The organism is Streptomyces sp. NPDC044003 (assembly GCF_056435185.1).
In genome coordinates this window covers 111,881-130,563 of sequence record NZ_JBWKFA010000012.1, presented here as the reverse complement: position 1 = coordinate 130,563, position 18,683 = coordinate 111,881, and the positions used below count along the sequence as shown (strand labels likewise).

General features: G+C 67.5%; 18 protein-coding genes and 3 pseudogenes. 8 read left to right on the top strand and 13 right to left on the bottom strand.

Annotated elements, in window-relative coordinates; all coding sequences use genetic code 11:
- Nucleotides 1-208: 208 nt before the first annotated feature.
- A complete protein-coding gene (locus AC07AW_RS34760; protein WP_478819470.1) occupies nucleotides 209-649 on the bottom strand; it encodes a pyridoxamine 5'-phosphate oxidase family protein in 441 nt (146 codons plus the stop codon).
- A gap of 741 nt (nucleotides 650-1,390) precedes the next feature.
- Entirely contained in the window at nucleotides 1,391-1,654 is a 264-nt protein-coding gene (locus tag AC07AW_RS34755; RefSeq protein WP_478819469.1) for a hypothetical protein, read from the bottom strand.
- Nucleotides 1,655-1,989: 335 nt separating this feature from the next.
- Here AC07AW_RS34755 and AC07AW_RS34750 point away from each other — a divergent pair, with 335 nt between their 5' ends.
- From AC07AW_RS34750 to AC07AW_RS34740, 3 genes and pseudogenes are all read left to right on the top strand, one after another.
- Nucleotides 1,990-2,595 (top strand): dihydrofolate reductase family protein, encoded by a 606-nt coding sequence (locus AC07AW_RS34750; protein ID WP_478819468.1) that lies wholly within the window; start codon nucleotides 1,990-1,992, stop codon nucleotides 2,593-2,595.
- Between the two features lie 145 nt (nucleotides 2,596-2,740).
- Nucleotides 2,741-3,044: pseudogene (locus AC07AW_RS34745) on the top strand (transposase); the annotation flags it as partial.
- 254 nt (nucleotides 3,045-3,298) lie between these two features.
- Nucleotides 3,299-4,525, top strand: a complete 1,227-nt coding sequence (locus tag AC07AW_RS34740; protein WP_478819467.1) for a hypothetical protein — start codon at nucleotides 3,299-3,301, stop codon at nucleotides 4,523-4,525.
- Nucleotides 4,526-4,583: 58 nt separating this feature from the next.
- Here the strand turns inward: AC07AW_RS34740 and AC07AW_RS34735 are convergent, their stop codons facing one another.
- The 9 genes and pseudogenes from AC07AW_RS34735 to AC07AW_RS34695 form a co-directional block, all read right to left on the bottom strand.
- Nucleotides 4,584-4,865 (bottom strand): hypothetical protein, encoded by a 282-nt coding sequence (locus tag AC07AW_RS34735; protein ID WP_478819466.1) that lies wholly within the window; start codon nucleotides 4,863-4,865, stop codon nucleotides 4,584-4,586.
- A 198-nt stretch (nucleotides 4,866-5,063) separates the two neighbouring features.
- Nucleotides 5,064-5,834 carry an IS21-like element helper ATPase IstB gene (gene istB / locus AC07AW_RS34730; protein ID WP_478819465.1) on the bottom strand — a complete coding sequence of 257 codons (771 nt, stop codon included), beginning with the start codon at nucleotides 5,832-5,834 and terminating at the stop codon, nucleotides 5,064-5,066.
- A complete protein-coding gene (istA, locus tag AC07AW_RS34725) occupies nucleotides 5,831-7,228 on the bottom strand; it encodes an IS21 family transposase (RefSeq protein ID WP_478819464.1) in 1,398 nt (465 codons plus the stop codon). The genes istB and istA overlap by 4 nt, the downstream gene beginning before the upstream one ends.
- Nucleotides 7,229-7,431: 203 nt before the next feature.
- Nucleotides 7,432-7,917 (bottom strand): hypothetical protein, encoded by a 486-nt coding sequence (locus AC07AW_RS34720; RefSeq protein ID WP_478819463.1) that lies wholly within the window; start codon nucleotides 7,915-7,917, stop codon nucleotides 7,432-7,434.
- A 47-nt stretch (nucleotides 7,918-7,964) separates the two neighbouring features.
- Entirely contained in the window at nucleotides 7,965-8,426 is a 462-nt protein-coding gene (locus AC07AW_RS34715) for a hypothetical protein (RefSeq protein ID WP_478819462.1), read from the bottom strand.
- Nucleotides 8,413-9,750, bottom strand: coding sequence for a tyrosine-type recombinase/integrase (locus tag AC07AW_RS34710; protein WP_478819461.1), 1,338 nt, complete (start codon nucleotides 9,748-9,750; stop codon nucleotides 8,413-8,415). The genes AC07AW_RS34715 and AC07AW_RS34710 overlap by 14 nt, the downstream gene beginning before the upstream one ends.
- 214 nt (nucleotides 9,751-9,964) lie before the next feature.
- A pseudogene (locus tag AC07AW_RS34705) lies at nucleotides 9,965-10,342 on the bottom strand (site-specific integrase); the annotation flags it as partial.
- Nucleotides 10,339-10,815 (bottom strand): hypothetical protein, encoded by a 477-nt coding sequence (locus AC07AW_RS34700; protein ID WP_478819528.1) that lies wholly within the window; start codon nucleotides 10,813-10,815, stop codon nucleotides 10,339-10,341. The gene AC07AW_RS34700 and the pseudogene AC07AW_RS34705, both read right to left, overlap by 4 nt.
- 227 nt (nucleotides 10,816-11,042) lie before the next feature.
- A complete protein-coding gene (locus tag AC07AW_RS34695) occupies nucleotides 11,043-11,582 on the bottom strand; it encodes a phosphoribosyltransferase family protein (protein ID WP_478819460.1) in 540 nt (179 codons plus the stop codon).
- Between the two features lie 129 nt (nucleotides 11,583-11,711).
- On the opposite strand from AC07AW_RS34695, the pseudogene AC07AW_RS34690 reads away from it, so the two are divergent.
- Nucleotides 11,712-11,923, top strand: a pseudogene (locus tag AC07AW_RS34690) (IS5/IS1182 family transposase); the annotation flags it as partial.
- Here AC07AW_RS34690 and AC07AW_RS34685 read toward each other — a convergent pair.
- Nucleotides 11,920-12,477: a hypothetical protein gene (locus tag AC07AW_RS34685; protein WP_478819459.1), complete on the bottom strand. Its 558-nt coding sequence runs from the start codon at nucleotides 12,475-12,477 to the stop codon at nucleotides 11,920-11,922. The pseudogene AC07AW_RS34690 and the gene AC07AW_RS34685 sit on opposite strands and share 4 nt — an antisense overlap.
- Before the next feature lie 502 nt (nucleotides 12,478-12,979).
- Here AC07AW_RS34685 and AC07AW_RS34680 point away from each other — a divergent pair.
- The 3 genes from AC07AW_RS34680 (at nucleotide 12,980) to AC07AW_RS34670 (ending at nucleotide 15,891) form a co-directional block, all read left to right on the top strand.
- The gene (locus tag AC07AW_RS34680; RefSeq protein WP_478819458.1) at nucleotides 12,980-13,315 is read left to right on the top strand and encodes a hypothetical protein; all 336 of its coding nucleotides are present in this window, start codon (nucleotides 12,980-12,982) and stop codon (nucleotides 13,313-13,315) included.
- 174 nt (nucleotides 13,316-13,489) lie between these two features.
- Nucleotides 13,490-14,236, top strand: coding sequence for a phosphotransferase family protein (locus AC07AW_RS34675; protein ID WP_478819457.1), 747 nt, complete (start codon nucleotides 13,490-13,492; stop codon nucleotides 14,234-14,236).
- Between the two features lie 881 nt (nucleotides 14,237-15,117).
- Nucleotides 15,118-15,891 (top strand): glycosyltransferase family 2 protein, encoded by a 774-nt coding sequence (locus AC07AW_RS34670; RefSeq protein ID WP_478819456.1) that lies wholly within the window; start codon nucleotides 15,118-15,120, stop codon nucleotides 15,889-15,891.
- 312 nt (nucleotides 15,892-16,203) lie between these two features.
- On the opposite strand, the gene AC07AW_RS34665 is transcribed toward AC07AW_RS34670, so the two are convergent.
- Entirely contained in the window at nucleotides 16,204-16,482 is a 279-nt protein-coding gene (locus tag AC07AW_RS34665; protein ID WP_478819455.1) for a DUF7336 domain-containing protein, read from the bottom strand.
- Nucleotides 16,483-17,840: 1,358 nt separating this feature from the next.
- On the opposite strand from AC07AW_RS34665, the gene AC07AW_RS34660 reads away from it, so the two are divergent.
- Nucleotides 17,841-18,623 carry an SDR family oxidoreductase gene (locus tag AC07AW_RS34660; protein WP_478819454.1) on the top strand — a complete coding sequence of 261 codons (783 nt, stop codon included), beginning with the start codon at nucleotides 17,841-17,843 and terminating at the stop codon, nucleotides 18,621-18,623.
- Nucleotides 18,624-18,683 lie beyond the last annotated feature (60 nt).

The window sequence follows — 18,683 nt, the reverse complement described above, 5'->3', positions numbered from 1 at the left end:
GTCGCCCGCACAAGCGACGCGAAGGAGCTCTGAGCCCTGAAGGGGCCGACGACCGATCCTCCGGCGTCGGCCTCATCTCGTAGGTCAGAGAAGTCACGAGACCGAAGCCGGTGGCGCCGTTCCACATCCACTGATCCCTCCTCGCCCACCGCGGCGGCGGCGGTACCCAGGCCGACTGCCGGCGGATGACCGTTGCGGCGCGGGTTCCTCAGTCCTGGGCGGGGACGTCCAGGGCGGTCCCGTACAGGCGCGAGACCCGGAGCAGGATGGTCACGCGCCGGTCAGGCAGCGGCTGCTCGCCGGGGGCCGCCCCGTCGGCCGGGTCGACTATCTCCGCCTCTCCTTCCGCCACGGCGAACGACCAGATGTCCGGGCCGCTGACGTGCAGTGAGGCGTGCGGGTCGCGGCGCAACTGGCGGACCTTGAGGCGGTCGGCGGTGGAGGAGACCCGCAGGAGGCGTTCCTCGGCGTTCCAGTCGTAGAGGACGGTCGACAGGTGCGGGTGGCCGGTGCTCCTGATGCTCGCGAGTACGCCGAACTGCTGCTGGCTCAACAGCCGGGAGAGCTCCTGATCGGTGAGCGCTCGGGGGGCCGGGCCGTCGTTCTGGGTGGTGCCGGTGGTGGTCTCAGTGGCGGTGTGCTCGCTCATGGCGGTCAGCCTTTCGACGGTTCGCGGTGGGATGGGAGGGCAGGTCAGACAGTTGCGGCGTGGACGGGGAGCCGGCTCATCGGCGGCCGGATCCAGGGCGGCCCGCTACTCGGGGCGGCGGGCGCGGCGAGCGATGGCGCGGAGTCGAATGCAGCAAACGTGTGGTCTCCCTTGCCAGTTGTCGCAACAAGGAGACCCTAGCAGATGGTTTTGTTGCGGACTATTTGGTTCGGTCTCATTTAAGGTTCCGCTTGCGGGCCTACCTCGACCGGCGCGCCCGGCGGGCGGCGCGCCGGCCCCGTGCGGGGGCCGCCAGGCCGTCGTCGACCAGTCGATTCAGGGCTCAAACAGGGCCGCCACCCCTCGGGGTTGATGACTGCCATCGCCTCGCGGCAATCCCGAGCTCGCGGCGCCAACGCACCTGATCCGCGACCCACTCAGCGGTGATTCACGCAGATCGGAACAGAACGACCCGACACCCCAGCAGGTCAACGACTCACCATCAGACAGATGGGATGCACGTCGACACAACGCGGCTCGTCGGTCGCGGCCGGTCGGCCAAGGCCGCGGAGGAAATGCCACGTTCGTGGGACTGCGCGGCTGTGCCATCGATCCGAAACGGCGGAAGAACTGCTGCCCAGCAAGTCCGGCCTGTGCCACACGCGCCAAGACCCCACAGGTCCGACCTCAGGCCATGCAGACACTCGACGTGACCGCACACCCCCGAGCAGGCGGACCCGATCAGGCGCGGGTGACCCGTACGCGCAGCTCGTACCGGGCACCGGTGCTGATTGCCTCCGCCTGCCCGGCCAGGTCCGCACCGGTGAAACCGAGGAGCACGGCGTCGGCGGCCGTGCGGAGAAGCGGCACGATCTCGGCAGCGGGCCGGCCGCGGTGAGAGGCAGCGAGCTCGACGAAGGCCTGCTGGTACGGGGCGCCGTACGTACTGGTGGGGTCGTGCAGCAGGCGGTCCATGTGCTGTGCGCTGACGGTGATCCCACCCATGGCCCCGTCCCGTACATCCTGCGGGCCGGGGCTTCCGGCCCGTCCGACGTTGACGGCAGGGGGCGGCACCGACACCGCCTGAGCCCGGTGGGCACTCCGGGTACGAGGCAGCGATGCGGCATGGGGAGTCCGGCAGGATCCCCGGCCAGACGCGCTCCTGGTCCCCCTCCCCCGAGGCCGTCCGACTACCGCCGTCCCGCGGGCAGCTGGTCGCATACGGTCCGCTGCCCGCGGAGCCCACGGCCGGGGCCGCGAGCTCGGCCAGAGCTCGTTTGTCACGTCCCCATCGGACCAGCGGCGATGGCACTCGCGATCAGCCAGGAAAGGACACCGCCATGTCGGAGCTTCTCGTCGACTTCATCACCTCCCTCGACGGTCACGCATCGGGACAGGGATGGCCAGGGTTCTGGGGCCTTGAGGGCCCGGAGTACCTCGCATGGCTCGGCGATCAGCCTGAGGCCACCTACCTGATGGGAGCGAACACCTACCGCCTGATGTCGGGCTTCGCCGCAGGCGAGATCCCGAATGACCAAGACGAGCTCAGGCCCGAAGAAGAGGCGTCCGTCGACGACCTCACGCAAGCGTCCAAGGTGGTGTTCTCCTCCTCACTCGAGGAGCCACTGACGTGGGCCAATTCCACGCTCGTACGCGACGATGCCGTCGAGGCGGTCCGCGCCATGAAGTCGAGTGGCTCGGGGCTCCTCAGCACGATCGGCAGCCTCAGCCTGTGCCGGTCCCTGCTACGAGCCGGACTCGTCGACCGCTTCCGGGTCGTGATGTTCCCGGTGATCACCGGGGCCACGGGCGAAGAACGCATCTACGACGGCTATCCGGACGTTGCCCTCGAGATGATCGATCACCGCACCTTCGACGGCCGCATCCAGCTGGTCGAGTACAAGCCCCGCGTGCTCGAGCACCCGCCGCTCGGCGTCCCTGCGTGACGCGCCCCGTCCGCTGGTCCGGACGGCCCCCAGGCCGGCGCCGGCCGGCGCGAAGCAAGACTTAATAGGCGCGAACGGCCAACGTCAGGACGCCCGGTCCAGGGCTAGAGCGTGTCTCCTTGATCTGCTCGTCGGTTGATCGGATGTGCCTGTCCGGCGGGTGATCACTGATGCGATGTGGGACCGGATCGAGCCGTCGATGCCGGCCGGTCCGGTCCGTGGTCGGCGAGGGGCGGGCCGACCATCATCAAACTCTGGAGGCCATCGGGTGGAAGTACCGCGCTGGCTCGCCCTGGCGGGATCTGCCGGACAAGCTGGGCTCATTCCAGACCGCTCACAAGCGGCTGCTCAGGTGGGGCGTGGACGGCACCTGGGAACTCCTCGCCGCGCCCCTGGCGGCGGCCGACGGTGCTGACGGCATCGGCTGGACTATGTCGGTGGACTCCACCGAGTCGTTGACCGGACTACCGGAGGACACGCCGGGCGGGGGTGCATCCCCCGCTTGGCGTAGTCGGTAGACGTCGCGCATCCGAACGACGAAGGAGCGCAGCAGAGTTGAATGAGCAATTTCGTGATGTCCGCGCCATCCAGCTCCCGCGGTGGGGGGGCGGGTGGCCATGGACTCGAGCAGGTGCTCGCCCAGACCGACAATGGCCACAGCTACGAGGGGCGCCGATCAACACTGCTGAGTGGTCTGAACAGCATGTTCATCAGCCGCATCGTGCTGCCCGACTACGAGTTCATGCGCAACTACAAGGCCATGCCGCTGCTCAAGGACGTCCAGCGCATGTTCCCGTCCGGGACGCTGGAGCAGATGCGCCGCCACGGCAGCGAGCTGGGCATGACCAGCCGGCACGTCGACGAGGGCCTGCGTGTGCTCTCCAAGATGATCCTGCACACCGGCCGCGACCTCGACCAGCTCACCGCCGAGGACGTCTTCGAGGCACGGGCCTGGGGGCGGCGGGCCATCGGCTACTCCTACGACGGCACCCACAGCGCCTGGGACCTGCTGCGCGGCGCCGGGGTGATCCACTCCAAGGACACCCTCAAGGACGCACTGCGGCACGGCCAGCGGCCCACCGCCGAACTGGTCGACTTCTACAACCTCCAGAGCACACCCGTGCGCAACCTGCTGGTCCGCTACCTCGAAGAGCGCCGGCCCGACGTCGACTACGGCACCTTCGTCGGACTGGCCCGTGAGCTGGCCGGTGTGTTCTGGGCCGACATCGAAGCCCACCACCCCGGCATCGACACCGACACCCTCCGCCTGCCCGAGGAAGCGGTCGACGGCTGGAAGCAGCGGCTGCTCACCTACGTCAACAAGGGCGGTGAGGTCGTGGAGCGCCGCTCCCGCTACGACGTCATGATGCGCATCCGCGGCTTCTCTCTCGACATCCAGGAATGGGCGCACGAAGATCCGTTCTGGGCTGAGTGGGCCTGCCCCAGCCCGATCCGCCGCGGCGACGGCGCGGGCAACCTCAAGGCCGTGGCCCAGACCCAGGCCCGCATGCACCAGCGTGTCCGCGAGCGGCTCCCCTACCTTGGGCACCTGGTCGAAGCCGCCGAGCGAGAGCGGGACGAGACCGCCGCGCTGCTGGAGGCCGCGAGGGCCACACCGTTCGACGAGTACTTCGACCACGAGGGCACCCGCTACCTGCGGGTCCTGCCCGCCGCCCACAAGGTCACCAGCCGCCCCGACCACGTCACCCCACACGTCTACATCCAGGCCGAGGGCAGCACCAAACGGATCAACCAGAGCATGGCCGAGGACGAGGCGTTCTGGGCTTGGGCCGTTGTCGGCGTACTCGTTGAAGTGCTCAGCCAGGTACGGATGAACGTGCTCAGCTTGGTGATCGTCAGGATGCCGGTCGTGCGATGGGAAAGGTCAGGGCGGAGGGTCCTTGCCGTTGGCGGCGGAGAGAACGCATGATCGACTCATGCGAGGCGCCTTCGACGATGTCCCATTGACCACGCTCTTCCCCCACCTGTCACCTGTCGACGTGGGATCCCTGGAACAAGCCGCCCGTGCAGTTGATGCGGCTCGCGCAGACGGAGACAAGGCTGAATGGGAGTGGGCACTGGATCACGTGGTCTTCCCGGGCCCGCGGCCGTGGACGCCTATTGTGCTCGGCCTGGATGTCATTGAGCATGCGGACGGGGGCGATCAGCTGGAGTTCCTGCTTCAAGTGGTGTGGACAGACTTCGGCCAGCTCGCGGTCGATGCGGCGGTGAACGTGGCCTGTTGGTGCGACACCGATCACGCTAGCCATGACGTCGACTCCCTCAGGCTTGTTGTCGGTGAAGAGACCTCACTGCCTCGCGCCTTCCAAGCAGGTGCTGAGCGTCTAATCGGATGGCTCACCGACCCTCGCAACGCGGATTTCTGGCGTGCCCGAGCGGCTCTGCCTCCCCGCCGGCCCGTCTAGGAAGCCGGCGGGAGGCCGATGCGTGTCGGGCAGTTGGTGTGATCAAGCGGCGCTGGTGTCGCGTTCGATGGCGGCGAGCCGGTTCTTCAGCCGATAGCTCGGACCGTTGATCGAGACGACGTCGCAGTGATGCAGGAGCCGGTCGAGGATGGCCGTCGCAAGGACCTCGTCACCGAATACCTGCCCCCATTCACTGAAGGTCTTGTTCGAGGTCAGAATGATCGAACCCTTTTCGTAGCGCTTTGAGATCACCTGGAAGACCAGGTTCGCTTCGGCTCGGTCCAGCGGCTGGTAGCCGACCTCGTCGACGACGAGGACGCCGGGCCTCAGGTAGGTGCGGAGCTTGCTGTTGAGGCGTCCGGCTGCCTCGGCGGCCTTGAGCTGGCGGACCATGTCGTCGAGGGTGGTGAAGTAGACCGAGAAGCCAGCGCGGCAGGCGGCGACCGAGAGAGCGACCGCGATGTGGGTCTTGCCGACCCCGGGCGGTCCCAGCAGGGCCGCGTTGCCCTTGGCCTCGACAAACGCGAGGGTGGCCAGGTCCTTGATCTTGCGGGGGTCGAGTTCGGGCTGGAAGGAGAAGTCGTACTCATCGAGCGTCTTGTGGTGCGGCAGCTTGGACAGCCGCAGGCCCTGGCGGAAGCGCCGGTCGTCACGAACGGCGAGTTCCTCGGCCAGGACCAGGGCGAGGAAGTCGAGGTAGCCCATCTTTGCCTCGTCCGCCCGGCCGGCGTACTGGTTCAAACTCTCGGCCAGGTGGGGCAGGCCGAGCCTGGCGGCGGTGGTGCGGATGCGGGTGCTGACCAGCTCGCTCAACTGGGCTCCTCCTGCGTGAGGTGGGTGGTGAAGGGACGGGTCCCGGTCAGTTCGTCATAGACCGACAAGGGTCTGCGGCCGACCTCAACGCGGACGGCCGCGGCCCGGTTCAGGAGAGCCGTCAGTGAGTCGGCCGATTCCTTGCCGAGTGCGTTCTGGTGACGGGGCTGCGAGGGAACGTCACCGGTGGTGGTCCGCCGGTTCTTCCCGTCGGGAAGGCCATCCCAGTGCTTCTCGTCGACGACGCAGGCTCCGCGGCCGACGCCCCTTGGGTGGATAGCCAGCAGAGTGTCGCCGTTGGCGTCAGGGACGGTGGAATGCAGCATGATCTGGGACTTCGTGGCCCTGACTTCCACCAGCTGACGCGGACGGACCTTGCGGGCCGGCACCGAGTAGAGGTTCGCGTCGAAGGCGACCAGGCAGTCCTTACCGACGTAGCGAAGGTGCCGCTGAGTGACCACATAAGGCGCCGCCGGCAACGGCCGCAGGGCCACGTGGTCGCGGATTGCGCGGTGCCCGATCACCTCGCCGTGGGTGCCGTGGGACTTCGCCCGACGCAACGGCACCCAGGCATTGAAGGCGGAGTCCAGCTCCTCGATGGAGGAGAAGGACCGTCCGGCAAGGACGTGGTCGCGGACGATCAAGACCTGCCGTTCAACCCGGCCTTTCCCCGTGGGGCGGTAGGCGGCCAGCACGTCAATGTCGAAGTCGTAGTGTCCTGCGAACCCGACCGCCTCCGGGTGCAGTGGCACCGCCTCGCCCGGGGCGACGTGCCTGCGGACGACAGTCTTGGTGCGGTCGTAGACGATCGACATCGGGACCCCGCCGAAGTGGGCGAACGCTTGCCGGTGGCAGTCGAAGAAGGTGGCCAGGTCCTGGCTGGTGGTGAAGCAGCAGAACGGATCCCGCGAGTAGGACAGGGTCATGTGGAACGAGTAGACCTTCGGGATGCCGACGTGGGCGAGGATCTGGCCTTCGTCTCCCCAGTCGACCTGGGCCTGTGCTCCGGGCACGACCTCGAACCTGCGGTGCAGGCCGGCCAGTTCGCCCGGGCTGATGCCCAGTTCCTCGGCGATATGGGGTCGTGCCTCCTGCATGTAGAGCTTCACCCGCTGGTAGGTGCCGGTGAAGCCGTACTCGGCCACCAGCCGCTCGTGCACCACGGCGCCTTTGATCAGGATCTCGGACCGCAGCATCGCGTCGATCAGCGGCGCGACCGCATCGACTTTCCGCCGACGGCCATGTCCGGGCGCGGCCCGACGGGGCGGGGCGACCGGAGCTTCAGAGGACAGGTACTTGCGGACCGTGCGGCGGTTGAGCCCGGTCTCTTTCGCGATCTCCGACAGGCTCATCGCCCCGGACTCGAACAGCCCGCGGAAACGTCGAAGCTCCATCCATCGTTGCGGGTCCAAGACCACGGTCAGCCGCCCTCCGCCACCCTTCACAGGCCGGCAGCAGACTGCCCACGATCACTCCTGAGTACATCCGCAGGCGGGCACGTTCATCCGTACGTGACTGGGCACGTTCACGGGTACGCCGACAGCCGTCATCGAGACCCTCCGGCACACCGGAGTACGCGTCGAGGAACTCACCGAGATCACGCACCTCGCGCTCGTTTCCTACAAGCTCCCGGACACCGGCGAGATCGTCCCGCTGTTGCAGATCGTGCCGTCCAAGAGCGAGGACGTTCGGGACCGAGGCCGTGATCGGCGGGCTGCCTGTCCACATCGCCGCCCGCATCCCTCAACGTGATCGGTTCACCACAGAAGTCGCAGCCCCAGGCCAGCGACTCCAGGTCGGCAGGTCGGATGGTGAGCCGCACTGATACCGGTGGATGCCAGCGGTGGATTTGCTCGATCACTGCATCGATCTGTGAACCGATGGGCGGAAAGAGCGCGAGTAGTTCGTCGTGGCTGCTCGATGTCTGGGAGAACTGCTTGATCATGTCGATAGAGGCCGACAGACCGGCGTTCTCGTAACCAACGATCTCAACGAGCACGCCCCATGGGTGATGGCTGAGGACCCTGGCCTGCACCTTCTGGCCAGGCATGAGCGCCAGACTCTCTGTCTCGAACCTTTCCATGAACTGCTTCCTCATCCCTGAGTCCGGCAGGCCGCGCCGGGTAGCGCTCATGGGCGCGTGTCGTCGACGTCGGAGTCGATCACCGTGCTCAGGGCCCGCAAGGCGTCATCGTATTGGTGACGGTCGAACTGGAACGGACCGAATGTCGCATAGTCGCGGGTCTTGCGGTGCGGTTGCTCGAAGGCGTCCCAGGTCACGAAGTCGGCCGTCGAGGTGATGCGGGCCATGAGCGGCCAGCATCCCCACTCGCCGCATTCACAACCGAGAACGGGCGTCTTCGGCCCCATCGCGTTGGTAGACCGTCCGAGGAAGTGGTCCTGCATCGGGCCGAACCGAAAGAACTCGGGGATCAGACCGCCGTAGGCGTCGCCTGCTGGCTGCATCCCGGCCGTGATTTCGAACCCGTCGATGAGCTCGGTGAGTGGTGCTCCGTCGATGCGGGGGACGATCACGAGCGGGCCGCCGTCGCCAGGGTGTCGGCAGTCGAACCGGATGTCATTGCTGGTCATCCAGTGATTGTGCCAGCGAAGCCGTTCCCTCCACCTGGGTGGATTGAGCGGGGGCTATGCGTGGCATGCCGAGGCCGATCGCCGTACCGCCGGAAGTTTGTCGGTCCATGTGAACGAGCTTGTCTTCGGCGCCAGCCAGGCTGACCCGGAGCCCTTCGACTTCTCCGAGCCAGCCTTCGCGCTCGGCCTCGGCGATGCGGGCGACGAGGTTGTCGCGGATCTCCTCCAACCGGTGGCGCTGGGCCGGGTCCGGCCGGAGAAGCGAGCAACGAACGCAAGCGTGTTCATGAACACAAGGGGTTGAAAAGGCGCGACCACAGGTGCCGATGGAGACCTTGCGCTTCTCGAGGTGTGCGAGGAAAGCGTCCCATTCCTCCTCGGTCGGCGTCCGATACTCTTCGCTGGGTCGGCCGGCCCGGCGACGGGCGATGAAGGCGCGGTGGGCCTCGATGGTCTCGGCCGGGTAGACAGCCTTGTAGCCCATCGTCGTATCAAGACTCCGATGCCCGCAGAGCACTTGGGCAATGTGCGGTGGCAGACCGTTCATGATGGCGTCGGTCACGAAGATCCTGCGGAAGTCGTGCGGGGAGAAGACGAGCGGTTCTCCGCCGGCATCGGTCAGGCCCGTGGCGGCCAGCGCGTTGATCAGAAGCTGGCGGAGCGCGGTCGGATTGAAAGCGCGGTGCTCGGTGCCGATATCGCGCTGGAACAGCGGCGGCATCGGTGGGTTCCAGACCCGTTCGTGGACATCGTGGGAGGTCACCAGCGGGATCGCACGGCTGCTTCCTCGCAGGCGGCGGACGATGGTGGAAAGGACGTCCGCCAGTTCCGGGCTAACCAGCAGGAGTCGTTCGCTGTCGGTCTTGGACGGGGCTACCTGCAGCAGGGGCACGACTTCGCCGGTGCTCGGGAGCCGGTATTCGGTAACGCTGTGGTGGGTCAGCTCCAGGAGCTCCTCGTTGCGGATGGCGGTCAGGCGTAGGACCTCGATCGCCGCGAAGGCCCAGAAGGCTTCAGTCTCCTCGTAGGTGAGGTTCCGCCGCCGCCCGGTCGAGGTCTCCTCGGCCCAGGTCATGTGCGCAGCGGCCTTGGGCGTGACGGCTCTGCGCAAGGCTCCGGCGGTGTCGGGGATCAGGTCCCCAGGCCGGGTGTGCTCGGCGGCGGCAAGCAGTTCGGCTGCGGTGCGTCGCCTGCGGTCGACGGTGTCGGCCAGCACCGGCAGGACGGGAAGCCGTTCGCGGGTGCGTTGGTCCATCCGGGCCTTGCGGTGTTTGCGGTCCTTGGCCTTGCTGATCTCGTCGTCGCTGATCGGGCAGGGCACCACGCACGGAGCCCAGCGGGCCGGTTCTTCCGCCGCCCAATGGGCGATGTCCAGATAGAAGGCGCGGACGCGGATGAGCTCGTCCTTGGCGTTCAGCCTGGGGCTGGCGACCTCGACGGCGGTGCCGTCCGGACCGATCGGCCACGACCTCGTCCTGGCGCGGCGCAAGGTAGATCTCGGTCGTGGTCAGATGCGCGTGCCCGAGGACCCACTGCACGTCGGTCAGCGTCAGGGCCAGGGCGCGCACCATCCGGGCGGCGGCGCTGTGCCGAAGGTCGTGAAGGGTCCGGTCAGCAACGAAGCTCGCGTTCACACGCTCGAACATGCGGTGGGCTCCGTGGTAGGTCAGCGGCTGAAACGGACGCCGCAGCGTCCACCACACTGGCTGCGTTCGGCCCGGCGGCACCAGCCCGTGCAGCTCCTGCTGGTAGAGCCGCAGCCACACGAACGCATCTGCCGAGGCCGGCACATGCTGCCGGGCCCGGGAACCCTTCCGCACAACGCTGACCAGCTGCTGCCCCGGGTCGACGTCGCACTGCCGGACGCCGATCAACTCTGAGGCCCAGACTCCGCTGGAGATCCAAAGTGCGATCATGGCCCGGTCCCGGTTCGACCGCAGCGCCGCGAACAACGTGTTGAACCACTCGTCCGGGATCGAGCGAGGAATCCGGCGCGGAACCGTGGGCCGGTAGCGGCCGGTCCGCTCCGGCGCCCAGGCTTCCATCGGGTTGTGGTGTGCGTGCGCGCGGCCGGTACGACGAGCCAGGTCCAGCGGGAACGGGTTGAGCACCGGCCCGGATCCAGCATCACGGTGCAGGTCGTAGAACCTGCGCAGCACCGTTTCGCTGTGGGCGACGGTCGACGGGGCATAGCCGAGCCCAGGGCCCGTTTTCCGGTCACCGGGTTCGGGGCGCCGACTGTACGGGCCGACCGCCGCCTGGCTGCGGTCGCTCGCGGCTTGACCGCCAGCTGAATCCAACAGCTGAAATCCCGAGCATCCACGCGTGTCGCTTGATCCCACGGCACCTTGACCGCGTGCAGGAACCGCCACCACCGCAGCAGGTCCATGCCATAGGAGCGGACGGTCGCCGCCGTCTTCCCGGCCGCGAGTAGCTCCTGGAAGAACACTGCGGCAGGGACCACGGCCGCGCCGTCGCCGTCGCCGTCGCCGTCGACGAGCCGGTAGGGCTCGTACCGGTCGGCGGCACAGAGACACCGGCCCCGCCCGAGGCGAGGCCGGTCCCTTTGAAGGCCGGCGCGACGGCTCTCGGCAACATATCGGCCCGGCTTCGGTGCTACCGCTGCGGGTTCCATTCGGGGAGTTCGGCCGCTGTGATCAGGCCGCGCACGTCCAGGCTCCGGCGACATGCCTCGGATGTCTGGTCGACGATCACAGCGCAGCCGACCCAACGGCCTCCGCCTTCTTCGACCATGGACTTGACGCTCAGTGCTTGGCTGCCAGTCTCGATCCAGTCGTCAACCATCAGCACTCGGTCGCTTGGTGTGAGCGAGGCTCGTTGGATGCGGAGTTCGTGGCGGAGGCGGCGGTAGTCAGGGGACGTCTGCCTGGTGAGTTTCTCACCGGGGAACAGTCCCTCCTGCTTGCGCACGGCGATGAAGCCGACGCCGAGTTCGACGGCGACTGCGGCGCCAAGCAGAAAGCCCCGGGACTCGATGCCGCAGACAGCGGTTATCCCTTCACCCTCGAATGTCGCTGCGAGCCCCCTGATGACGCCGGATAGGGCGTCCGGGTCGCGGAAGATCTTCCAGACGTCGGCGTGGCCGTCGATCCACTGGAAGTGGCTGAGTGCCAGGTCCCGGGCTGGGTTCGTCATGATCGCGAGTGTCGCGGCCCGGCTGCGTCCCGACAACTCATTTCCTCCTGGCACGCCAGGCAGAGTCCGTTCGCTCACGTTCAGCTGAAGCTGACGCCAGTGGGCTGTCCTTAGTCCGGAAAAGTCTGCCGACTGCGGCGAGGTCGCGCCGGTGGCCGCCCGCCCGGCTTCGACGCTGAGGCATACAAGCAGCGCAATGCCGTCGAACGGTGCATCAACCGGCTCAAGCAGTGGCGTGGTTTGGCCATGCGAACCGACAGCTCGCCATCGCCTACCAGGCCGCACTACACCTCGCTGCGATTTTCATGTGGACACGGCTCTGGCCGAGGGCCAGAGCCTAGGACAGCGGCCGACCGCCAAGGCCCGTCCGTTTGACGCCGCGAGGTGAGAACGTTGTCGGTCCTATCCAACCCTGGCGGACGAGGGCGATCTGGGAGGGCAGTGGTGACACCGGGTCGAGTGCTCTCCCGCGGGCCCAGTTCTCGAACAGCCCCTCGGTCGTCTCGACGGCTGACACCACCATGGTCACCTTCAGGTCCCCGTCGCCCCAGGTGTTCCACAGTGCCCAGCTCTCCGGCCTGGGGTCGACGCCGATCCGTGCACACACCTCCTCGTACGCCTCCTCCACCCCGTCCGGCATGGCCCCGGGCTTCAACACCGAGGCTCCGACGAGGCGGACCAGAGGCCGGTCCTCGTCCAGACAACCGTCACCGTCGAAGTGGTAATGGCGCAGAGTCCGAGCAAGCGCGTTCACGCTGCGCTGGAGTGGTGTCGCCTCACCCGGGTCTGCCTGGAACGAGAGCCATCCTTCATTGGATGCCTCCACACTGACGCGGTTGGCGAGGCACTCGATCTCCCGGAGATAGTCCAGGTCACTGAGCTCGGGTGAGGTCATGGCCCGAAGCTTCGCACCGTGCCGCGGACGCCGACACAGGTTTTCGACCCGGCATGCAGCACCCCGCGCACAGCACTTCCAAGAGACAGGCTCTAGTGGTCAGGTCGGAGGGGATCGGCGTCAGCGCAACGAGTGCGTCCGTCGCCTGGTGGATGTCGTCGGCTTGCGGCATCACCTCCCTGCGGCGGACTCCGTGAGCACCGCGGGCAACGACTCCCTGACCGTCACCGATCAACAGGTCCCGGCGACCTCGGTCGCCGGGCCCCACGCTCGCTCTTCACTCCCCACATTCCCCACATGCTTCAAGACACAACGAAGGTGGAGGAAGGAGCGTCCCTGGCCGATTTCAGAGATCCTTATCAGGCCGAGAGCCCTGCCGGACAGTCACATGATCCGCTGAACGCTAGCCAAGGGCTGTCCCGCAAACGCTGGCTGGGTTGCGCTTAGGTGAGAGCGGAATACCCGCGGGACTCCGACGCGGCGGCTGTGGCAGCCTGCTGGCATGCCATGGGAGCTGCGAGAACATGCAGGCCGTCACTACGCCGTCCTGTTCCACTATGCCTTGCCCGACGATGCCTGGGTCGTAGAACTGAGCGAGGCTCGGCCTGCGCCGGCCAACTCCGACGCCGCAGTGACCCACTTTCCCGGTTCTGCTTGCCTGGTAGCGCTTGTCCCGGACGAGGATCCGAATCTGGAACCGACCATCCGCGTATACAGCCCTGAGGAACGCGTTGTGCCCTACGAGATCATGCGCTGGTTCCTGGAACAGGTGGCCGACCAGGTTGAACGCTGCCGCATCGCGTTCGAGCAAGGAGAACCTGAAGCAGGGAGAACCTGAAGCAGTGGAATGATCGTGCAGTGACTGAGGAATCCTGACAAAAGTGGCGGGCTTGACCTGGTCAGAGGTCGGTGTCGTGCACGAGGCCACTGGGTAGCGGGACGCGGCCAGCCGCGTAACCGTACGCGATAAACCCGGCGACGTCGGTGGTCCTCCCCGGGATACTGGTCGCCCATGGATGAGGTCAAAGTCGTCGTCGCCCATTCCGAGCGTGCGACTCTGCGCGTCGGCGACGTGTTTCTGAAGGTGGACGCCGATCAGGCACGCATCGACGTCGAGGTCGAGGCAATGTCCCTGGCGCCGGTCCCGACCCCGGACGTCCTGTGGTGTAAGCCGCCCGTGCTCGCGGTGGCTGCACTCCCGGGGACGACGCTTGGGCGCCTCGGCGGGCCGTCGACCGGGTCGCCGGCGGCCTGGGCCGCGGCGGGCGCCGCCATCCGGAAGCTGCACGAAGCGCCGCTGCCGGCCCGGCCTGGCCGGGCCGGCCGGAACATCGTCGCGCTGGCCGCGGAACTCGATGACGAGTGCGAGTTGCTCGTGACGAGCGGCGTCCTGCCCGCCAACCTGGTCACCCGCAACCGCCAGGTCGCCGAGGCAGCGCTCCGGCCGTGGACTCCGGCGTTCACGCACGGCGACCTTCAGATCGATCACGTCTTCGTCGATGGCGACGAGGTCACGGGCATCATCGACTGGTCCGAGGCGGGCCAGGGTGATGCCCTGTACGACCTCGCCACCTTCACGCTCGGACACGAGGAGCACCTCGACGACGTCATCGCCGGCTATGGCACCGACATCGACCTCGACGTGATCCACGCGTGGTGGTCACTGCGAAGCCTGCTGGCGGTTCGCTGGCTGATCGAGCACGGCTTCGACCCCTTCGCGCGGGGCTGTGAGGTCGACGTGCTGAGATCCCGGATGTGAGGCCGCGCGGGCCGGACTGCCACGTATGCGTTCTGACCCATCGAGCAAGCCATCTCCTCAAGCGCATCGTCTGCCCCTGCTCTCGACAAAGTGCGGTGCGGAGTCGTCGCCAGCAGATGACAGCGCAGCCAAAGGTGACGAACGTGTGGCGGATGTCGTCGCGGATCTCCCGGCGGTGCGCAGCCTGCGGAACCAGCGCAGTTGCTATCGGGGCCCTGATTCAGGGCAGCGTGATGCCATACGGCGGCTCATCTTCAAACTCCCGTTCGAACTCCCGGGGACCGCTATACGGATCTGGGAACACCCGACGGAGACGGTGGGCCTGTTGCGCACTCCCATCGTGGCCCTGCTCCTGTGCGTTGTGGTGATCATGATGCTTCCTGGTCATCTCGTACTCGCCGGCCTACGTCCTCTTCTCCCGCAACGGGACCGACGGCTTGGCGAAGCCGAGTCCGAGACGCGGAACTGGCCGGTCGTGCTGCTGTCTGCGGTGCACTGCGGGCAGACGCACAGGCCGGGCGCAGCACTCGATGCAGGCCAGGTCGGGCACGCGTCCCGCAGCGGGGCGGCACGACGATCCCGCGATGTCGAAGCCGGCCCGGCGCGGCAGCGTCGGCAGTCGCTGAGTAGGCCCCGTACGCAGTCCAGCGCTGCGCGCAGCCGTGAGGAGTCCACGTCCCTCACGTAGGACTGGCGGGCGGCGAGCTGCTGGACGCGGTGCGTGTCCACGTCGTAGCCGACGACACGATGACCCCTCTGCGTCGCGTACGGCGAGTGGGAGCCTGCATAGCCCTGACCAGCGACGACTGTCCACATGGCAGCTCCCACTCGATTGCAGTGCTTGAATGGACCGTCGTTCCTGGTCTGGCAAGGAGAATGCAGTGCCCCTGGTGTCTGTCGTGATGCCCGTGTACAACTCGGCAGCCACCCTCGGCGCAGCCGTCCGATCTGTGCTCACGCAGACTCATTGCGACCTGGAGCTGCTGGTCACCGATGACCAGTCCTCCGATGGCTCCATGGAACTGCTCCGAGAGTTCGCCGAGCAGGACAAGCGCGTCCTGCCGGAGTCGGCACCCGAACGGGGCGGCGCGGGCCGGGCCCGCAACCTTGCGATCGAGCGGGCCCGCGGGGACTACATCGCCTTTCTCGACAGCGACGACATGTGGCTTCCGGAGAAGACCGAGAAGCAGCTCGCCTTCGCCGCGGAGGGCACTGCGCCTCTGACCTTCACCTCGTACTTCAAGATGGACGCCGACTACGACGGCGAGAGCACCGACTGGGTCCCGAACGGGCGGGTGATCCGTGCACGTGAGCACGTGGACTACCGCGCCATGCTGGTCCGCGACCACATCGGTGCTCTCACCGCCATGTACGACCGCAAGGCCCTGGGCACGAGGCTTATGCCGGAGATGCGCAAGCGCCAGGACTACGCCCTCTGGCTGTCGATCATGCGGGACGGCGCTGACGCCCGGGGGCTGGCTGAGCCGCTTGCGGTGTACAGGGCCCACCAGGCGGGATCGCTGTCCTCCAACAAGCTGTCGCTCGTGCAATACAACTGGTCCCTGTACCGCGAGCACGAGCATCTGTCGGTCCCCCGGGCGACACGGGCGCTGACCGGCGCTGTATGGCAGTCGCTGCGCAACTCGCGGATCTAGGCCTGCCCACGGGCCCGGGACTCGGTGGGCCACCGGTGCCGTCGACCGGCTACGGTCGGCAGCGAGGAACGCAGGCAGGAACCCACCGCCCGTGTCGGCGAGGGCGCCGTCCTCGCCCCGGGCGGTGTACGGCGAGACGGGCACTCTCCCGGACGTTGGCCCCGCAGCCTCCACCGGCGATCCGGCCGCGTACACCCGGCCGTCACCACTGTCTGTCTCGGTGTCGGGGGCGGGGACGACGGGGACGGGGACGAATCGCAGCCCCGAACCGGCGTGAATGGCCCGCCTCGGCAGGATCGCTCACCCGAAGATCTAGACCGGCACGCGGACGAAGCCCTCGGTCCAGTCGTCATCATCGAGGTCGTACTCCCCGATCTGGAAGCAGTCTGGCTCGTCGGCGAAGCCCGGTAGAAGACGCGCACGACGCATCCGCTCTTCGGCCGCGCCCTCGGAGGAGTAGATACCGAGCAGTTTGACGTCGTCGCCGTCCTGCTCGTCGATGAACACGCCCCCGTCGTCGAAGTGAATCGTCTCGTCGTTGGGACCGGCTTCGTTCTGGTGGCCGATGTGCCAGAGGGGATAGACCTTCACGGGCGCAGGCTATCCCGGGGCCCTGCCTAGGGCGGGCCGGCTTCCGCTGTGACTACCGGCCCTCCTGGCCAGTCAGTCTCCGGACCCTGAAGGCTCTGCCGTCACGCCTCCGCACGCCGCCCGAACGCCTCGCCCAATTGCTGGGCAGCGGTGGCTTCGGTGACGTTCAGGGCCGCTGGCAGCATCCGCTCTCCGTGGCGTGAGACCGGGTCCGCGAGGTGCTCCGGACGCCGAGCGGTGGCCGCCAACCGGTCACCGGCCGCCAGAACCGCCTCTGCGAGGGAGCGCCCGAACCCACAGGATGCGCCGGTGGGCAACCATGTACGAGACGTACCGCGTCCTTCGTCGGCGTGCACTGGTGATGCGCCGCACGGGGGGGGCGGAGCGTGACGTGGATCGGTAGATCCTCGATCTCGCCGCAAGCAGGACGAATGACCCGCGTGACGAAGGCTGACGACTGGCGTACCGGTCCTCAGCACCCGCGCCGACAGCCCTGACACTTCCCACCGTGCTGCCGACGGAGGGTGGCGGTCCGGGGCGCGGACGCGTGACGGAAGTCCCCCTCACACTCGCTGTGCACATGTATTTCTCCGGGCGCCAATCTTCACACACATATGTCCGCATCGCCGGAGACGACATGTATGAACACGTTGTATGGTTGCCGCGGTGCGAGCTCCGGCAGACGCGGGCCCCGAGTCGGCCCCGCACCGGGCTGGCTTCCATCCCTTCGGGAAGACAGGGCGCAGGCATGACACTGACAACCACGCCGTTCGGCATGCGGGCCGCCGCCGCCCGGATCTGGTGGCACGGCGCCTACCGCCGTCCTGCCCCTCCCCACTCCAGGAAGCAGCCCTGCCACACATGTGGCGGATGTTTCGTGTCGCGCACGGGCGACACCGTGGTCCGGCCGTCCGAAGCGGCCGGACCCACGTGGGACGGATCAGGCGTGCCGTCAGAGGCCGACCACCCGGCAGCTCAGTTCGGCGAAGGCGCCCGAGTGGCGCTTCACCGGGGCCGAGTTCGCACGGGCGGCGGAGGTGTGGAAGAACCCGGACTACGTCGACGTGGTGATCCACAGCTACCGGCACCGGCTGGTCGCTGCCCCCGGTGACCCCCGGTACGCGGCGGTGCTCGAGGCCGACCGCATGGGATGACCGGCCACCCCATCAACACCGCTCACACCAGATACGTGTGCCATTCGATAGAGGCACGTGTGAGTTTAGGCGGACCCGGTAGTAGGCTTGAGCGACACGGCGGCTCGGACCCGCTCACCGTGGGTCCTCGCAGCGCCGCGACATCGAAAGTGCCCGGTTTCACGGGCGCGTGCGGCACAGCCGCGTGAGGTGGAAGGGCCCACCATGGACTTGCGTTTGACCGGCCGCACCGCTCTCGTCACCGGGGCTTCCCGGGGTATCGGGGCGGCGATCGCCGAGGTGCTTGCCGAGGAACACTGCGACCTCCACCTCGCCGCCCGCAGCGGTCCGCTCCTCGAAGAGACGGCCGCACGGCTCCGCTCCGCGCACCACGTCAAAGTGACCACCAGCGTCGTGGACCTCAGGGATCCCGGTGATCTGGCCGGGCTGGCGGCGAAGACCGCAGACGTCGACATCCTCGTGAACAACGCCGGAGACATCCCGGGCGGCACGCTCGACGCCACCACCGAGGAGAGCTGGCGTCATGGGTGGGAACTCAAGGTGTACGGCTACATCAACCTGACCCGCCTGCTGTACGCGGAGATGAAGCGGCGCGGCAGGGGCGCCGTCATCAACGTCATCGGCAACGCTGGGGAGAGCGTCGACAGCCGCTACCTGGCGGGAAGCACCGGGAACGCCGCCCTCATGGCGTTCTCACGCGCTCTCGGAGGAACCAGTCTCGCCGACGGCGTCCGCGTGGTGGGAGTCAATCCGGGCCCGGTGGCCACGGAAAGGATGGTCCAGCACCTGAAGAACGCGGCGCGGGCCACGCTGTCGGACGAGAGCAAGTACACCGAACTCACCGCCCACTACCCGCTCGGCAGGCCGGCGGAGCCGCGGGAGATCGCCGATCTCGTCGCCTTCCTGGCCTCGGACCGCTCCAGCTACACCAGTGGGACCGTCTTCACCGTGGACGGAGGGGCCACATCTGCCACGTCGCTCTACTGAGGGCGCGGGTACATACCCGGAGCTCTCAACCTTCCCGCGCTCTTTCCCGTTTGACAGGTG